The 16510-nt window shown below is 73.7% G+C and carries 14 protein-coding genes; 6 read left to right on the forward strand and 8 right to left on the reverse strand.

Translation table 11 applies throughout. The features are described 5' to 3' along the window. The first annotated feature begins 98 nt into the window (after window positions 1-98). Window positions 99-1292 carry a C40 family peptidase gene (locus tag ACZ56B_RS19385; protein ID WP_468791532.1) on the forward strand — a complete coding sequence of 398 codons (1194 nt, stop codon included), beginning with the start codon at window positions 99-101 and terminating at the stop codon, window positions 1290-1292. 174 nt (window positions 1293-1466) lie between these two features. On the opposite strand, the gene ACZ56B_RS19390 is transcribed toward ACZ56B_RS19385, so the two are convergent. From ACZ56B_RS19390 to ACZ56B_RS19400, 3 genes are all read right to left on the reverse strand, one after another. Continuing rightward, window positions 1467-1820, reverse strand: a complete 354-nt coding sequence (locus ACZ56B_RS19390) for a hypothetical protein (protein WP_468791536.1) — start codon at window positions 1818-1820, stop codon at window positions 1467-1469. Window positions 1821-2297: 477 nt separating this feature from the next. Continuing rightward, a complete protein-coding gene (locus ACZ56B_RS19395; protein WP_468791539.1) occupies window positions 2298-3041 on the reverse strand; it encodes a LuxR C-terminal-related transcriptional regulator in 744 nt (247 codons plus the stop codon). Next, the gene (locus ACZ56B_RS19400; RefSeq protein ID WP_468791542.1) at window positions 3038-4330 is read right to left on the reverse strand and encodes an ATP-binding protein; all 1293 of its coding nucleotides are present in this window, start codon (window positions 4328-4330) and stop codon (window positions 3038-3040) included. The genes ACZ56B_RS19395 and ACZ56B_RS19400 overlap by 4 nt, the downstream gene beginning before the upstream one ends. 179 nt (window positions 4331-4509) lie before the next feature. On the opposite strand from ACZ56B_RS19400, the gene ACZ56B_RS19405 reads away from it, so the two are divergent. Together ACZ56B_RS19405 and ACZ56B_RS19410 are read left to right on the forward strand one after the other, a co-directional pair. Next, the gene (locus tag ACZ56B_RS19405) at window positions 4510-5934 is read left to right on the forward strand and encodes a PspC domain-containing protein (RefSeq protein ID WP_468791545.1); all 1425 of its coding nucleotides are present in this window, start codon (window positions 4510-4512) and stop codon (window positions 5932-5934) included. Continuing rightward, entirely contained in the window at window positions 5921-6148 is a 228-nt protein-coding gene (locus ACZ56B_RS19410) for a hypothetical protein (protein WP_468791548.1), read from the forward strand. The genes ACZ56B_RS19405 and ACZ56B_RS19410 overlap by 14 nt, the downstream gene beginning before the upstream one ends. Before the next feature lie 4 nt (window positions 6149-6152). On the opposite strand, the gene ACZ56B_RS19415 is transcribed toward ACZ56B_RS19410, so the two are convergent. Next, the gene (locus tag ACZ56B_RS19415) at window positions 6153-6683 is read right to left on the reverse strand and encodes a DoxX family membrane protein (RefSeq protein ID WP_468791551.1); all 531 of its coding nucleotides are present in this window, start codon (window positions 6681-6683) and stop codon (window positions 6153-6155) included. A gap of 156 nt (window positions 6684-6839) precedes the next feature. Continuing rightward, window positions 6840-8120 carry a hypothetical protein gene (locus tag ACZ56B_RS19420; RefSeq protein WP_468791554.1) on the reverse strand — a complete coding sequence of 427 codons (1281 nt, stop codon included), beginning with the start codon at window positions 8118-8120 and terminating at the stop codon, window positions 6840-6842. Window positions 8121-8347: 227 nt separating this feature from the next. Here ACZ56B_RS19420 and ACZ56B_RS19425 point away from each other — a divergent pair, with 227 nt between their 5' ends. Further along, window positions 8348-8821 (forward strand): pyridoxamine 5'-phosphate oxidase family protein, encoded by a 474-nt coding sequence (locus ACZ56B_RS19425; RefSeq protein ID WP_468791557.1) that lies wholly within the window; start codon window positions 8348-8350, stop codon window positions 8819-8821. A gap of 21 nt (window positions 8822-8842) precedes the next feature. Here the strand turns inward: ACZ56B_RS19425 and guaA are convergent, their stop codons facing one another. After that, entirely contained in the window at window positions 8843-10423 is a 1581-nt protein-coding gene (gene guaA, locus ACZ56B_RS19430; protein ID WP_468791560.1) for a glutamine-hydrolyzing GMP synthase, read from the reverse strand. Between the two features lie 345 nt (window positions 10424-10768). On the opposite strand from guaA, the gene ACZ56B_RS19435 reads away from it, so the two are divergent. Further along, window positions 10769-11071, forward strand: a complete 303-nt coding sequence (locus ACZ56B_RS19435; protein ID WP_468791563.1) for a chorismate mutase — start codon at window positions 10769-10771, stop codon at window positions 11069-11071. Between the two features lie 730 nt (window positions 11072-11801). Beyond that, entirely contained in the window at window positions 11802-12821 is a 1020-nt protein-coding gene (locus ACZ56B_RS19440) for an LAETG motif-containing sortase-dependent surface protein (protein WP_468791566.1), read from the forward strand. Between the two features lie 111 nt (window positions 12822-12932). Here the strand turns inward: ACZ56B_RS19440 and ACZ56B_RS19445 are convergent, their stop codons facing one another. Together ACZ56B_RS19445 and ACZ56B_RS19450 are read right to left on the reverse strand one after the other, a co-directional pair. Then, window positions 12933-14762: a GMC family oxidoreductase N-terminal domain-containing protein gene (locus ACZ56B_RS19445; RefSeq protein WP_468791569.1), complete on the reverse strand. Its 1830-nt coding sequence runs from the start codon at window positions 14760-14762 to the stop codon at window positions 12933-12935. 91 nt (window positions 14763-14853) lie between these two features. Further along, window positions 14854-16467: a succinic semialdehyde dehydrogenase gene (locus tag ACZ56B_RS19450; RefSeq protein WP_468791571.1), complete on the reverse strand. Its 1614-nt coding sequence runs from the start codon at window positions 16465-16467 to the stop codon at window positions 14854-14856. Between the last annotated feature and the right edge of the window lie 43 nt (window positions 16468-16510).

The following is a 16510-nucleotide window of genomic DNA, read 5'->3' on the forward strand; positions in this document are numbered from 1 at the left end:
CGAAGCACCCGCCCGAACCCTCCCCCAGAGCCTGAACGGCCTGGGAGGGACCCCCACCGCCAACCCGGTAGGCGGACCGTTGGAAGGAGTCGCCTCCCTTGGCGTCGCACCGCAAGTCGCGCACCCTCGGCCCGCGCGTGACAGGCATACGGACCCCCGCCCTCGCCACGGCGGCCCTGACCTCCGTGGCCCTGCTGTCCCAGACGGCGAACGCCGCCCCCTCGGACGACGGCAGGCCGAGCCTGGAGGAGATCGAGAAGAAGGTCGACGACCTCTACCGCCAGGCGGAGTCGGCGACCGAGAAGTACAACGCGGCCAAGGAGAGGACCGCGAAGCAGCGCAAGCGCGTCGACACCCTCCTCGACGACGTGGCCCGGCGCGCCCAGAAGCTCAACGAGGCGCGGGAGGAACTGGGGTCCTACGCCGCCGCCCAGTACCGGACCGGCTCCGGCGTGCCCGAGACCGCGACCTTCCTGCTCGCGGACTCGCCGCAGGACTTCTTCGACCGGAGCCGGTTGATGGACCGGATGACCGGCCGTCAGAAGGAGGCGGTCGACGACTACGTCGCGCAGCAGTCCGAGACGATGCGGAAGCGCCAGGAGGCCACCGAGAGCCTCGGGACGCTCACCGAGACGCAGAACGACCTGAGGACCGCCAAGGCGACCGTCCAGAAGAAGCTCGCGGACGCGCGCGAGCTGCTGTCGAAGCTGACCGCCGAGGAGAAGGCCCGGCTCGCGGCGATCGAGAGGAGGAAGCAGGAGGAGGCCGCCCGCAAGGCCGCCGAGCTGGCCCGGCAGCAGGCGGAGCGACAGCAGGCGGAGCGGCAGGCCCAGGAGGAGACGGCCCGGCCGGAGGGCGGCGCGTCGGACACGTCCGGGTCCTCCGGTTCGACCGCCGCGCCCTCGCCCTCGTCACCGGCGGGATCCTCGTACACCGCCAAGGCCGAGAAGGCGCTCGCCTTCGCCCGCGCGCAGATCGGCAAGCCGTACGTCTGGGGCGCCACCGGCCCGGGCTCCTACGACTGCTCCGGCCTCACCCAGGCCGCCTGGAGGGCCGCCGGCGTCGCCCTCCCCCGCACCACCTACGACCAGGTGGACGCCGGCACGACGGTCCCCGTGTCCCAGGCGCAACCCGGAGACCTCGTCTTCTTCTACGACGACATCACCCACGTCGGCGTCTACGTCGGCGGCGGCAAGATGATCCACGCCCCCAAGCCCGGCACGTACGTCCGGGAGGAGTCGATCTTCTACGACGGCGAGTCCTCGATCTACAGCGTCGTGCGGCCGGCCTGACCCGGGGCGGCGCGGTGGAACGAGGACGACAGCGGCGCCCCGCGGGTCACGACCGCGGCTCCGCTCCGGCTCCACCCGGTCCGGGAGGTGTGCCGGTGCGGGCCGCGGTCGCCGCCCGGTGGGCGGTCGCCGCCGTGCGGTCCGCGATCGCGTCCGCGCCCGCGGGAGACCGCGTCAGGTCCACAGCACGGCGATGAAGACGTTCGCCGTGGTCAGCAGCCCGACGAGGCCGAACAGGCCCTTGTCCACCTTCTCCTCGTCCCGCTTCACGTAGACCAGGCCGAGGATCACGATCAGCAGGGCCAGCTTCACCCCGATCTTGATGTGGTTCACGGAGTGGTCCTGGGCCTCGTTGAGACCGACCAGGGCCACACCGGTGACCAGCATCGTCAGCGCGCCGTGCAGCATCGCCGGGGTGAAGCGGGCGGTGCCCTCGCCCATCGCCTTCATCTGGGTGAGGAAGCCACCGAGCAGCGACGCGATGCCGATGATGTGCAGACCGACGAAGAGGTGGATGAGTACGTCCATGAGGCCGGAGCCTAGTCAGGCCCCTCACCCCGCCCGACACCGGCCCGACCGGGCACCCCCGGCCCGGCACGGCCCGCCCGGCGCCCCGGGACGACGGCCCGCCCCACGCGCCCGCCGCACGACGCCGCGCTCCTCTCCCCCGGCCCCGCGTTCGGCACATCGGTCATCGCCGTGGGGGAGGAGGACGCCGCCGGGAGAGGGGCGCGGTCGCCCACGGTCCCCCGCCGGTCCGCTCGCGCCGCTTCCGCACCGCCCGTCACCGGGGCCGGACGGCCGGGGCTGACGTCCTCGACCGGGTGACCGGCTCCCACGCCGTCCGGACCGGGGACGGCGACCGGGCACCCGCGCCGAAAGGTCCGGCGGCGGACCGCTCCCCCAGCGCGCCGCCCCGCCGCCGGACCCGCCGGGCCGGCCCCGTCCTCGTCGGCCGCACGCCGCTCGCGGGTACGACGCGGGCGGCCCGGGGCCGCCCGCCGGTCACACCAGCCGGCGCGCCGTCGCCCAGCGGGTGAGTTCGTGCCGGTTGGACAGCTGGAGCTTGCGCAGCACCGCCGAGACGTGGGACTCGACCGTCTTCACCGAGATGAACAGCTGCTTGGCGATCTCCTTGTAGGCGTACCCCCGCGCGATCAGCCGCAGCACCTCGCGCTCGCGCTGGGTGAGGCGGTCGAGGTCCTCGTCGACCGGAGGGGCGTCGGTCGAGGCGAAGGCGTCGAGGACGAAGCCCGCCAGGCGCGGGGAGAAGACGGCGTCCCCCTCCTGGACCCGGAAGACCGAGTCGATCAGGTCGGCCCCGGTGATCGTCTTGGTCACGTAGCCGCGGGCGCCGCCCCGGATCACCCCGATCACGTCCTCCGCCGCGTCCGACACCGACAGGGCCAGGAACCGCACCGGCTGCTCGGCGTCGCCCATCAGCGGCGCACACCGGCGCAGCACCTCGACGCCGCCGCCACCGGGCAGGTGCACGTCGAGGAGGACGACCTCGGGCCGGGTCGCGGTGATGACGGTGACCGCCTGGTCGACGTCGGCCGCCTCGCCGACCACCTCGACCCCCGTCTCCTCGGTCCGTCCGATCTCGGCCTGGACGCCCGTGCGGAACATGCGGTGGTCGTCGACGAGGACGACGCGCACCCGGCGCCCGCCGGTGCCGCCGGCCTGCTCCGCGGACCCGGTCCCCTCCGCGGCCCGGGCCGCTCCGTTCGCCTCGGTCGGCTCGCTCATGACGTCTTCTCCGCCCTCTCCATCTCCAGCTCGACCTCCGTGCCGCCGTCCGGCACCGCGCGCAGCCGCGCCGTACCGCCGTTGCGCTCCATGCGGCCGATGATCGATTCTCTGACGCCCATGCGGTCGGCGGGTATCGAGTCGAGGTCGAAGCCCGGGCCGCGGTCCCGGACGGACACGAACACCGTCCTCCCCTCGACCTCGGCGTAGACCTGAACGGCACCCCCCTCGCCACCGTACTTGGCGGCGTTCACCATCGCCTCGCGCGCGGCCTGCATCTGCGCGCCGACCCTCTCGTCGAGCGGGCAGTCCCCGACCACGACGACCTCGATGGGGACGCCGTGCTTGTCCTCCACCTCGGCGGCGTTGCGCCGTACGGCGTCGGCGAGGGTGGCGGGCTCGTCGTCCTCGTCCTTGCCGGTGCCCTCGGGCTTGTAGAGCCAGGTGCGCAGGTCGCGCTCCTGGGCGCGGGCGAGGCGGCGCACCTCGCCCGCGTTGTCCGCGTTGCGCTGGATCAGGGTGAGGGTGTGCAGCACCGAGTCGTGGACGTGGGCGGCGACCTCCGCCCGCTCCTGGGCGCGGATGCGCATCAGGCGCTCCTCGGACAGGTCCTGGGTCATGCGCACGAGATAGGGGCCGGCGAGGAGCGTGACGCCGACGAGGACCGCCAGGGCCGCCTGCAGCACGGAGCCGAGGTGGGCACCGGAGCCCTGCAGGACGAAGATGCCCGAGACCCCGGCGGTCACCAGCAGCACGCCGGCGCCGGCCCGCAGCAGGGTGACCGTGCGCCGGCGCCGGCCGACCTCGACCCAGCGGGCCCGGCGGGCGTTGTCCGCCTGCCGCCAGACCAGGGCCACGCCCGCGCCGACGAGCACGATCGGCCAGAGGTAGGCCCGGGTGCCGTTGCCGATGTCCACGCTGCCCACGAAGATCATGGCCACGACGACCATGAGGAGCAGGGCGACGATCTGCCCCTTGTCCGGTCTGCGGGCGACGAGTCTGCGCCGGCCGTCCGGCGCGGACTCGGTGGTGACCAGCGAGGGCGGCCGCTGCGCGTCCACGCCGCCGACGCCGAGCGGCACGAAGAACCAGAACGCGGCGTACAGCAGCGCGCCGAGGCCGTCGGCCATGAACAGGCCGAGGAAGGCGAGCCGCACCCAGACCACGGGCAGCCCGAGGTGTCCGGCGAGCCCCCGCGCCACGCCACCGAGCCAGCGTCCGTCACTGCTGCGGTAGAGCTTGCGCGGCGGCCGCGGCTCGGCGAGGGGCGCTGCTGCGGCTTCCGACATGTCAACGATGGTCACACGCCCGAAAGGGTCGGAGCATCAGGGTCGGTCCCGGAGACTCCCCTGATCTGCGCGCGCCGGTTCCGGCGGGCGTCTCCCGGGTCCGGCCTCAGGGGGATATCAGGGTCCGGCCAGGGTCGTACCGGCTGCCGCCGCGGCGGCTCGCCCGTCACCATGGACACATGACCGATCACCAGCACGCCGCGACGGGTCCGGGGCCGGGGGGCACCCCGTCGGCCGCGCCCCCGGCGGGCGGACGCGAGCGAGCGGGCGCGCCCGGCGGGAAGGGAGGGGCCGCGCCGCGGGATGCGGCCGGGGAGTCCGCGGCCGAGCCCGCCCGGCGCTTCCGGCGCGACCGCCGGCACAAGCTGCTCGGCGGGGTCTGCGCCGGGCTCGGCCGGCAGTGCGACATGGACCCGGTGATCTTCCGGATCACCCTCGCGGTGCTCTCCGCCACCGGCGGCGTCGGTCTCATCTTCTACGGCTTCGCCTGGCTCCTCGTCCCCTACGACGACGAGGAGGAGGAGAACGAGATCCGCAGGCTGCTGACCGGCCGGGTCGACGGCCACACGCTGGCGGCCGTGCTGTTCGCCCTGGTCGGCTGCGGTGTCTTCCTCACGATGCTGAACAACAGCGGCGTGCTGAGCTTCGCCGTCATACTCTCCCTGCTGCTCGCCGGCGCGGGGTACTGGTCCCGGCGGCGCGGTGCCCCCGGTCCCGACCCCATCACCGCCCAGGCCGCCGCGGACGCGCCGCCGGAGCCCCAGGCCCCGCCGGCGCCCACCGCCTTCCCCTCCTGGTGGCGCGACCCCATCGTCAAGGACGGCACCCACGTCGGCGGCACGGGTTATCTGTGGGGCCCCCGGGACCCCCGCGAGCGGGACGTGGCGGCCGCCGTCGCCATCGGTCTGAGCACCCACGCCGACGCCCGCGAGGCCCCGCACGGCCGGCGTCACCGGCCGTCCGAGTCGCGCGGCCCCCGCCGGATCGGCGGCTGGATTTATTTGTTCGCCCTCCTCGCCGCCGGCCTCGGCACCCGCCTGGCCTGGGACGGGCACCCCCTCGGCACCAGCCTGCAGATCGGCCTGGCCTGTGCGCTCGCCGTGTCCGGCATCGGCGTGGCGGTCAGCTCGTTCCTGGGCCGCACCGGGGCCGGATCCATCGTCCTGGCGGTCGTCACGGCGGGCCTGCTGGCGGGCTCGACGGCGATCCCCGGGGACATCGGCACCGACTGGAGGCGCGCGACCTGGGAGCCCGCCTCGGTCGCGCAGGTGCGCCCGGCCTACGACCTGGGCACCGGCACCGGCACCCTGGACCTGTCCGGTGTGCGGGTGCCCGCGGGGAAGACCGTGGCCACCCGCGCGGACGTCGGCCTGGGCCGGATCCACGTGATCGTCCCCGCGGACGTGACCGTGAGGCTGAGCATCGACGTGGGGGTCGGTGACATCCGGTTGCCCGGTGACGACGCGAAGGACGTGGACGTGGCACCGGGCAGGCACGAGGAGCTGACCCTGGATCCGCCCGCGGGCGTCGAGAGCGCGGGCACGCTCGACCTGGACCTCCAGGTCGGCGCGGGCCGGGCGGAGGTGAGCCGTGCTGCGTCATGAGTTCCAGCCGGGCAGGCTGGTCGCGGGCGTCTTCCTCACCCTCGCCGCCGTGCTCTACGCGGGCGACGCGGGCGGCGCCTGGGAGACCCCGTGGTTCGTGATGATCCCCGTCGTCACGGGCGGTCTGTGCCTGGCCGGCGCGGTGGCCTTCCTGGCCGGCCGCATACGCCGGCGCCGTGCTCCGGGCCCTCCCGGCCCGGACACGCCGGCCTGACCCCCTACCGGTACTCCCCCGTCCGCTGCCGCCGTCGCGTACGGAGGGCCGCGTCCACGGACAGCAGGGGGGCGCCCGCCAGCACGAGCGGGATCCAGGCCATGAGGTACGGAAGGTCGTTCCCGTAGTAATAGGGGTCGGCGGCCCAGCTCACGGTCAGCCACAGGCTGAGGGAGATCAGCGCACCGCCGAGGGCGGCCAGGCGGGCGAGCAGTCCGAGCAGGGTCCCGATCCCCACGGCCAGTTCCCCGAGGGCGATGGCGTAACCGAACACGACGGGGCTCTCCAGCGCCGTGTCCACCAGCGCGGGAAGGGCGGAGGAGTCCCGGACGGCCCGCATCATGTCGCCGACGGATCCGCTCCCGGCCTCCTTCGGGAACGCGCTGTCGGTGAGCTTGTCCAGACCGGCGTAGACGAAGGTGACCCCGAGGAAGATCCGCAGGGGCACCAGGGCCCAGCGGGTCGCGATGTCCCGCCAGTCCCGGTCGCCTTCGAAGTGGGGTCTGTGGGTGCCCGCCCGCATGCCCTGAACCATCGCCGCCCGCCGCCCCTCACCGCCGTACCGAGACCGCCTCAGCAGACCATACGCGCGGCACGCGGCCCCGGATCAACCCCGGCGAACGGTTTTTCCGGGCGGCCCGGCGCGCGTGCCCGGAAGAGCCCCGCACAGCGGCGGGCGTCCGCGGCCCGCCTACTCCGTCACGTCGATCGCGTACCGGTTCGTCTCCACCCCCGCGGCCGTCACGACCTGCACCTCCACCCGTCCCGGCTCCACCTCCGCCGGCACCGGCACCGTCAGCAGCGTGTCCGTCGGGTTGTCGAACCCGCCCGTCACCGGCACCAGCGGCACGTGCACGTGCACCGCCCCCACCCGGACGACCATCCGCGCCAGCCGGTCGGCTCCCCGCGCGCCCGCCGGGACGAACCCCGCCCCGCGGATCTCGATGTCGTCACCGGTCCGGATCGGCGCGTCCAGATCGCCGGCCTCCCGTGCCCGCACCACCGACAGGATCACCGGGCGCCCGCCCTCCGCGTACTTCCCCGCGAGGTACGTCGCCGCCGACACGAGCACCATCACCACGAGCCCCCACGGCAGGTCCGGCAACTGGTCCGGCCGCCGGGCCAGCCGCACCGCCGCGAACGCCAGCGCGACGGCGCCGAGCACGACGTACTGGATGTCGGCGAACGCCCCCCGCCCGGCGTCGTCGGTCAGCAGGTCCGCGGCCCGCGGCCGGTCCGCGGGCACCTTCTGCAGCCGCTGCCCCAGCACCCGCAGTCCGACCACCCGCCGCACCAGCACGGCGATCCCGCAGACCACGGCGAGGACGGTCACCACGCCCGCGCTGCGGGCGAGTTCGAGCCCGGCGATCAGCGCGTCCCGCTCACCGGGCTCGGAGGCCACCGCCAGCCGTCCCACCAGTACCAGCACGGCGTACACCAGGAACAGCACCCAGGCGGCGGCCACCGCGCGGGAGGTGGAGAGGCGGTTGTCCTCCCCGATCACCGGCGCGAGCACCCCGCCGCGCGCCCGGTGGAACCACGACGCCGCGGTCAGCGCGCCCGCGACGACCAGCGCGGCCGTCAGCCCCGCGGTGCGCGCGGCGGTCCACCCCGTGCCGACCGCCGTGAGCGCCTGTCCCAGGAGCAGCAGCACCACGCCCGCCCACACGACCGCCGCGGTCCGGCGCCACAGGCCGGCCAGCCAGGCCGCGCCCTCGGCCCGCCCGCGTTCGGCGACGGCCCCCGCGGCCTGCGCCAGTTCCTCCGAGACCCACTGCCGGGAGGCGGAGGCCGAGTGGGCCACCGCGGCCGGAAGCCCCCGCCCGGCCGCGAACTCGTCCCGCTTCAGCAGGAACGCGGCGACCGCGCGCCGATGTCCCTCACGCGCACCGTGCGGGCAGTCCCCGCAGGTGCAGCCGCCCTCGTGCGGGGCCGCGTCCGCGCCGCCCCGTCCCGCCTCCTGCACCGCCACGCCCGAAGCCCGCCTTCCCCGCACACCCGACCAGGACCACCCGGCGCACGCCCGCGGGACGCGCACCCGCACACCGACAACTCCCCCGCGACGAGAGCGAATTGTGCCTTACACCACGCCTCCCCCGTTCGACAGGTCCGCCGGACGGGTGAACTCCGGTCCGCCGCGTTGACCCGGGCGCGCATACACGACACAGGGTGTCCGGTATTCGCGCCACACTCGCCCCCATGAACACGAACTGGGAGGCCTTCGCCGCGGCCGAGCCCGAGCTGGCGAAGACCGTCGAGGCCCGCTTCGGCGCGTACACCCACCACGTCCTGGCGACCCTGCGCCGGGACGGCTCACCGCGCACCACCGGCCTGGAGGTCCGTTTCCTGGACGGGGAGCTCTGGCTCGGCATGATGCCCCGCTCGCTCAAGGCCCTCGACCTGCGCCGCGACCCGCGCTTCGCGCTCCAGGCGAACCCCGGGGAGGGCACGGGCATGGGCGGCGGCGACGTCCGGATCAGCGGGCGGGCGATCGAGGTCGAGGACGCGGGGACCAGGGGCAGGTACGCCGAAGAGGTGAAACCGCCGGAGCCGTTCCACCTCTTCCGCACCGAGCTGACGGAGGTCGTACGGACCTCCGTCGAGGACGACACGTACCTGGTCGTCCAGGTCTGGAAGCCCGGAGCGCCGGTGCGCACGCTCAGACGGACCTGACCCGGGGAGCCGCCTCCGGGGCTACTCCCACTCGATGGTCCCCGGCGGCTTGGAGGTCACGTCGAGGACGACGCGGTTGACGTCCCGCACCTCGTTGGTGATGCGGGTGGAGATCTTCGCGAGGACGTCGTACGGCAGCCGGGACCAGTCGGCGGTCATGGCGTCCTCGCTGGAGACCGGGCGCAGGACGACCGGGTGGCCGTAGGTCCGGCCGTCGCCCTGGACGCCGACGGACCGCACGTCCGCGAGCAGGACCACCGGGCACTGCCAGATGTCCCGGTCGAGACCGGCCGCGGTCAGCTCCTCACGGGCGATGGCGTCGGCCTCCCGGAGCAGGTCGAGCCGCTCCTTGGTGACCTCGCCGACGATCCGGATGCCGAGGCCGGGACCCGGGAACGGCTGGCGGTGGACGATCTCGTCGGGCAGGCCGAGCTCCTGGCCGACCATCCGGACCTCGTCCTTGAACAGCTGGCGCAGCGGCTCGATCAGCTGGAACTCGAGGTCCTCGGGGAGACCGCCGACGTTGTGGTGGGACTTGATGTTGGCGGTGCCGGTGCCGCCGCCGGACTCGACGACGTCCGGGTAGAGCGTGCCCTGGACCAGGAACTCCACCGCCGGGCCCTCGTCCGCGACGATCTCGGCCTGGGCCTGCTCGAAGACCCGGATGAACTCCCGGCCGATGATCTTCCGCTTCTCCTCGGGGTCCGAGACGCCCTTGAGCGCGGCCAGGAACCGCTCGGAGGCGTCCACGACCTTGAGCTGGACGCCGGTCGCGGCCACGAAGTCCTTCTCGACCTGCTCGGTCTCGCCCTTGCGCATCAGCCCGTGGTCGACGTACACGCAGGTCAGCTGGGAACCGATGGCCTTCTGGACGAGGGCCGCGGCGACGGCGGAGTCCACGCCGCCGGACAGGCCGCAGATGGCGCGCCGGTCACCGACCCGTTCGCGGATGGCGGCGACCTGCTCCTCGATGACGTTGCCGGTGGTCCAGTCGGGCTTCAGGCCCGCGCCCCGGTACAGGAAGTGCTCCAGCACCTGCTGCCCGTGCGTGGAGTGCATGACCTCGGGGTGGTACTGGACGCCGTAGAGCTTCCGGTCGTCGTTCTCGAACGCGGCCACGGGCACGACGTCCGTGGAGGCGGTGACGGTGAAGCCCTCGGGAGCGGCCGAGCAGGCGTCGCCGTGCGACATCCAGACGTCCTGCTCCTGCGGGGTGCCCTCGAAGAGGGTGGAGGACGTCCTGGAGACGTGCAGGTCCGTGCGGCCGTACTCGCGGGCCCCGGTGTTGTCCACCCGGCCGCCCAGGGTCTGGGCCATCAGCTGGAAGCCGTAGCACATGCCGAAGACGGGGACGCCGGCCTCGAAGAGCGCGCGGTCGACGGTGGGGGCGCCCGGCTCGTACACGGACGAGGGGCCGCCGGACAGGATGATCGCCGCGGGGTTCCTGGCGAGGATCTCCTCGACCGGCATGGTGCTCGGCACGATCTCGCTGTAGACCCGCGCCTCGCGGACGCGACGGGCGATGAGCTGGGCGTACTGCGCGCCGAAGTCGACGACCAGGACGGTGTCGGGCGCGTTGGCAGCGGGAGTCGCTGATGACACGAGGTGCCTTCCGGCGGTGGGGCGGGAGTCTTGTGCCTCCCGATTCTACCGGGGTGGGCGCGGAACCCCGCCCTCGCTCCGCACGGGTGTGCGAGGGGGCGCGTCTCACCATGCGATCCGTGTTGGACGCTCCGGGGAAGCGCGGCATACTGGGCCCCATGCTCACGCACCCGACCTTCGTCTTTACCTATGGCAACCGGCCCGCCGGCTGCCATGGTCGTGCTGCTTGAGCAACTGACAAGCACCTTCCCAGGCGCCCCGGGCCGACAAGGTCCGGGGCGCCTGGCGTTTTCCGGATCCTGTCGCTCCGGGGCACCGCGCACCCCACCGTCGAGGAGCCCCGACATGACCACCGCCACCACCGCGTCCCGGCCCACCGAGGAGACCGGCGCCCGCACCGCCGCGGCAGCCGAGGTGATCACCGGCGCCCGCGAGCGGATCGACGCGCTCGACGACCGGATCATCGGTCTCGTGCAGGAACGGATGGCCGTGTCGGCCGTCATCCAGCAGGAGCGCATCGCCTCCGGCGGCCGCCGCGTGAACCTCTCCCGCGAGATGGAGATCCTCGCCCGCTACCGGGACGCACTGGGCAAGCCGGGCACCACGCTCGCGATGACCCTGCTGGAGCTGTGCCGGGGCAGGGTCTGACCCGGCGGGCGGCACCGGGCCGCTCCCCCGTCACCGGAACGGACGTACGTACCGCCTCTCACCCGTACGGCGCGTGACCGGCACCGGAACCGCTTCGTTGGTACCGGTGTCCGCGCCGGCCAGGGGCGGGCCCGAAAGAACCACGCGTGGCTCGCCGGAGCGATGAGGCGTACGGATCGTGCCGTACGTCGTGGGACCTCGCTCCGGGAAGTGACCGGGCGGCAGGGGACAGCAGCCCGGTCACCGGAGAACGGCCGGCTCCGGGGACGCCCGGAGCCGGCCGCCGGGAACCGTGCGCGTCCGGGCCCGGCGATCGCGGCGGGCGCACCCGCCGGGCGCGACGCGCAGGCCCCCGCAGCGTCCCGAACCCCTCGCGGACCACTGCGCCGGTCCGCGCCCGCGGACGAGACCAGCGGCGCCGCCCCCCGGGCGCCGCTCCCGGGCACCGCTGCCGCCCTGACACCGGTGCCGACGAGACGAAGGGCCCCGCGGTCCCGCCCCGCGGGGCCCTTCGCATGCCGTCCGGGGCCGGTCCCGGACGCGGGTGGCGACGTCGGCCCCGGAAGAGTGATCCAGCTCACATAAGAATTCTGTGAAGTGCGGGACAACCATTCGAACGCGTTGTTGATCGAACTCACTGAATCCTCACGGACCACACACGTGCGCCCCATACGGAGGCGCCGCCCACCCCGTGCCGCACCCCGCGGCACACGGACTTTCCGAGGTCTTCATGAAGCTTCGCCGCGCCATGGCCGCAGCGGCCGCGACGGCAGTGATAGCCCCCGTCGCGCTCCTCGCGGCCCCGGCCGCGTACGCGACCGACTCCGCGCCGGCTCCGAGCGTCACCGCGACCGAGTCCCCGGCCGGCAACGAGACGGACGAGGCGGACAAGACGGACGAGCCGTCTCCCGTCCCGACCACCACCGAATCCACCGAGCCGACGGAGTCGGCCGAGCCGACCGGCGAGGCCACCCCCAGCGCCTCCGCGACCGAGTCGGCCCCGGAGACGGACACCTCCCCGTCCCCGAGCAGCCCCGCGCCCAGCACCTCCGCACCGGAGGAGTCGGAGTCCCCGGACCCCGAGCCGTCCCTGTGCGCGGACACCAAGGTCGACGTCAGCATCACCGGTCTGCCCGGCAAGATCGCCGTGGGCAGCGGCTGGCACAAGTTCTCGCTGAACGTGACGAACAGCTCCGGCTCCACCCTCCAGGACCTGGACTTCTTCGCCGGCGCCTCCTCCGACGCGGACGGCGTGGACCTGTTCCGGAGCAAGCACGTCCAGCTCCAGGCGTGGAACCCCGACACCGAGGCCTGGGAGAACCTCGACGAGGAGGGCTACGCGGTGGGCTACATCGGCTACACCGACGAGCTCGAGCCGGAGTACCAGGTCAACATCCCGATGCGCCTCAACGTGAAGGCTTCCGCTCCGGTCGGCGCCGGCTTCACGCTCGGCGCGACGATCTACGGCGACGCCGACGGCGAGTGCACCGGCTACGGCTCCCTGTCCCACCGGTTCCAGATCGTCTCCGCCGGCACGAAGACCGACGGCACCAAGCCGCAGGTGGGCGGCAAGGCTCCGGTCACGAACAAGAAGCCGGCCGCCGACACGCCGAAGGTCACCGGCACCCTCGCCGAGACCGGTTCCAACTCCGCCCTTCCGATGATCGGCCTGGTCGGCGGTGCCGCCGTCGTGGCCGGTGCCGGGGCGGTGTTCGTGGTGCGCCGGCGCAAGGCCGGTGTGGAGGCGTAACGACGCCTGACCGCGCTCCGCGCGAGGCATCGCGCAGGACAGCAGGACGAGGGAGGAGGACCTGGGCCCGGAGGGGGGCCCAGGTCCTCCTTCCTTTCCCCGCCCGCTTCCTCACGCCTCCGGCTGCTTCTTCGGCGGCACCGCCGGTACTCCCAGGAACGGCAGCCTCAGCGCGCCGAACGCGCCCGCCGGGACCGCCGGGGACTTCGGCTCGACCGGCTGGAGGCGCCGGTAGGGGGCGTCCTGCTCCGGGCGCGGGTCGGCCTCGCCCTTGTTGGGCCAGTACGACATCGCCCGCTCGGCCTGCGCCGTGATGGTCAGGGACGGGTTCACCCCCAGGTTCGCCGAGACCGCGGCCCCGTCCACGACCGAGATGCCGGGGTGGCCGTAGAGGCGGTGGTACGGATCGATCACGCCGCTCTCGCGGGAGGCCCCGATCGGGCAGCCGCCCAGGAAGTGGGCGGTCAGCGGCATCCCCACCAGCTCACCGACGTTGGAGCCCGCGAAGCCGTTGATCTCGGCCGCCAGCGCGGACGCGCCGTCCGTGGCCGCCTTGATCTGCTGGGGGTTGGGCGCGCCGTGCCCCTGCCGGGCGGTGAGCAGGCCGCGGCCGACCCCGGACGGCTTCAGGTGGGTCGTCAGGGAGTTGTCCAGCGACTGCATCACCAGGCCGATGATGGTCCGCTCCGACCAGCGCCGGTTGGAGAGGGAGCGGAGCAGCAGCCAGGGGTGCCTCGCCGCGTTGCCCAGCCAGCCGAGCACCCTGGCCGCGCCCGAACCACTGCCCGCGTAGGGGACCTGGAGGATGGACAGGGCGCCCATCGCGTTGGAGCCGCGGCCGTAGCGGACCGGCTCGATGTGGGTGTTCTCGTCCGGGTGGATCGAGGACGTGATGGCCACGCCGCGGGTGAAGTCCGCCCTCGGCGCGCCGGTCGCCCTGCGGTAGCGGCGGTCGTCGGTCTGGGCGCCGACGAGCGCCTCGGAGTTGGTGCGGGTCAGCTCGCCCAGCCGGTCCGACAGGCGCGGCAGCCGGCCGTCCGCCTTCATGCGGTGCAGCAGCGTCTGGGTGCCGTACGTGCCGGCGGCCAGGACGACCCGGCGGGCCCGGAAGGTGCGGCCCTTCCCCTTGCGGCGGTTGCCGGTCGGGACCGTGACGACGGCGTGGCCGCCCCGCGGGTCCTCCGTCACCGACACCACCGTCGTCATCGGGTGGACGACCGCGCCCGCCTTCTCGGCGAGGTGGAGGTAGTTCTCGTTGAGGGTGTTCTTCGCGCCGTGCCGGCAGCCGGTCATGCACTCGCCGCACTCGGCGCAGGCCCGCCGCGACGGCCCGGCCCCGCCGAAGTACGGGTCGGGCACCTCCTGTCCCGGCTTCGCCCGTACCGACCCGTCGGCGTCCTCGCCGTCCCCGAAGAAGACGCCCACCGGGGCCATGTGGAAGGTGTCGCCCACGCCCATCCGCTCGGCCGCCGCCCTCAGGTGCACGTCCGACGGGGTCGTCGTCGGGTTGAGCCGGACGCCGAGCATGCGCCGCGCCTGGTCGTAGTACGGCCTCAGCTCCTCCTGCCAGTCGGTGATGTCCCGCCACTGCGGGTCCCGGAAGAAGGGCTCGGGCGGGACGTACAGGGTGTTGGCGTAGTTGAGGGAGCCGCCGCCGACGCCCGCGCCGGCCAGGACCATGACGTTGCCCAGCAGGTGGATGCGCTGGATGCCGTACATGCCGAGCCTGGGCGCCCACAGGTAGTTCTTCAGGTCCCAGGAGTTCCTCGGCAGGGACTCACGGGTGAAGCGGCGGCCCGCCTCCAGGACGCCGACGCGGTAGCCCTTCTCGGTCAGGCGCAGGGCCGAGACCGACCCGCCGAAGCCGGAGCCGACGACGATGACGTCGTAGTCGTACGCGGCGTCGTCGTCCGGTTCGTGGACGGAGTTCTCCTGTGACACGTGCTCTCCTCGTCGAAGGCCTCGGTGCGGGGGCGGCCCGGCGGAACCGACGGAACCGGAACCGGAACCGGTGGAAGCGGAACCAGCGGAACTAGCGGAAGCGGAATGCCTTCATCAGGCGCAGGCTCCGGCTCATGAACGCCGCGTACTTCTCGTCGTCCATGCCGAGCGAGGGGGCCATCGGCAGCAGCCGCTGGTGGGCGACGGTCTGGGCCTCGGTGTACTTGAGGATGCCCTCGGAGCCGTGCCGGCGGCCGAGTCCGGACTCCTTCATGCCGCCCATGGGCGACTGGACGCTGCCGTACGCGGACGCGTAGCCCTCGTTGATGTTCACGGTGCCGGTGCGCAGCCGGGCGGCGATCGCGTGGCCGCGCCGGGCGTTCCTCGTCCAGACCGAGGAGTTCAGGCCGTACGGGGTGGAGTTGACCCGCTCGACCGCCTCGTCGTCGGTGGTGAAGCGGTAGACGGAGACGACCGGGCCGAAGGTCTCCTCGCAGCACAGGGTCATGGTGTCCGTGACGCCCTCGAGGATGGTCGGCTCGTAGAAGAACGGGCCGACGTCGGGACGGGCCGTACCGCCGGCGACGATGCGCGCGCCCTGGGCGACGGCGTCCTCCACGTGCCGCTTCACGGTCTCCAGCTGGTGCCCGCTGACCAGCGACCCCATGTCCGCGCCGTAGGCCAGCGCACCGCCCAGCCGCATCGCCCGCGTGCGGGCCGCGAAGCGGTCGAGGAAGGCGTCGGCGATCGACTCGTGGACGTACAGCCGCTCGATGGAGATGCACAGCTGGCCGGCGGAGGAGAAGCAGGCGCGCACGGCGCCGGCCGCCGCCTTCTCGACGTCCGCGTCCTCCAGGACCACCATGGCGTTCTTGCCGCCCAGTTCGAGGGAGACGCCGACCAGGCGGTCGGCCGCGACCGTGGCGACCTCGCGGCCGGTGCGCGTGGACCCGGTGAAGGAGACGTAGTCGCCGCGCTTGACGACCTCGGGTCCGACGACGGGGCCGAGGCCGACGACGGCCTGCAGGACGTCGGCGGGCAGTCCGGCCTCGATCAGCAGGTCGCGGGCCCACAGGGCGGTCAGGCAGGACTCGGTGTCGGGCTTCATGACGACCGCGTTGCCCGCGACCAGGGCGGGCAGCGCGTCGCCGACGGACAGTTCGAGGGGGTAGTTCCAGGGGACGATCTGCCCGATCACGCCCCGGGGGTGGCGCAGCTCGACGGTCCTGGTCAGCGCCGGCATCGCGCCCGCGTGCCGCCGGGGCCTCAGGTACGCGGCGGCCCGGCGGCCGTAGTGACGGGCGGCGACGGCGACGGCCTGCACCTCCTCGTGGGCGTGCAGGCGGGCCTTGCCGGTCTCCAGCTGGATCAGGTCGAGCACCTCGGCCTGGCGCTCCAGCAGGAGGTCATGGAAGCGGAGGAGGACGGCCGCGCGCCGGCGCACCGGGGTCCGCGCCCACACGGTCTGGGCGGCGCGGGCCGCCTCGAACGCCCGCTCCACGTCCTCCGGCGTGGACTCGGGCAGGTCGGCCAGCTTCTCGCCGGTGAACGGCGTGTGGTTGGCGGTGCGTCCGGAGCCGATGACTCCCTTGGTGAGCCGGGCCACCAGGTCGGGGGTGACCACGTCGGCGGCGGTGCGGGCGCCCTCCGGGGCGGGGGCGAGGGGGTTGGTGCCGGTCGTTTCCCGGGTCTGCGCGTCCGTCATGAGCCGCAGGGTATGCCCGGGCGAACACTTTGTGTACCCGTCG

It is taken from the genome of Streptomyces sp. NPDC034670, assembly GCF_055574875.1.

Coding starts and splice junctions, on each gene's coding strand:
- ACZ56B_RS19390 (WP_468791536.1), bottom strand. CDS start 1,820: ATGGACGTACTCATCCACCTCTTCGTCGGTCTGCACATCATCGGCATC.
- ACZ56B_RS19395 (WP_468791539.1), bottom strand. CDS start 3,041: ATGAGCGAGCCGACCGAGGCGAACGGAGCGGCCCGGGCCGCGGAGGGG.
- ACZ56B_RS19400 (WP_468791542.1), bottom strand. CDS start 4,330: ATGTCGGAAGCCGCAGCAGCGCCCCTCGCCGAGCCGCGGCCGCCGCGC.
- ACZ56B_RS19405 (WP_468791545.1), top strand. CDS start 4,510: ATGACCGATCACCAGCACGCCGCGACGGGTCCGGGGCCGGGGGGCACC.
- ACZ56B_RS19415 (WP_468791551.1), bottom strand. CDS start 6,683: ATGGTTCAGGGCATGCGGGCGGGCACCCACAGACCCCACTTCGAAGGC.
- ACZ56B_RS19425 (WP_468791557.1), top strand. CDS start 8,348: ATGAACACGAACTGGGAGGCCTTCGCCGCGGCCGAGCCCGAGCTGGCG.
- ACZ56B_RS19435 (WP_468791563.1), top strand. CDS start 10,769: ATGACCACCGCCACCACCGCGTCCCGGCCCACCGAGGAGACCGGCGCC.
- ACZ56B_RS19440 (WP_468791566.1), top strand. CDS start 11,802: ATGAAGCTTCGCCGCGCCATGGCCGCAGCGGCCGCGACGGCAGTGATA.
- ACZ56B_RS19450 (WP_468791571.1), bottom strand. CDS start 16,467: ATGACGGACGCGCAGACCCGGGAAACGACCGGCACCAACCCCCTCGCC.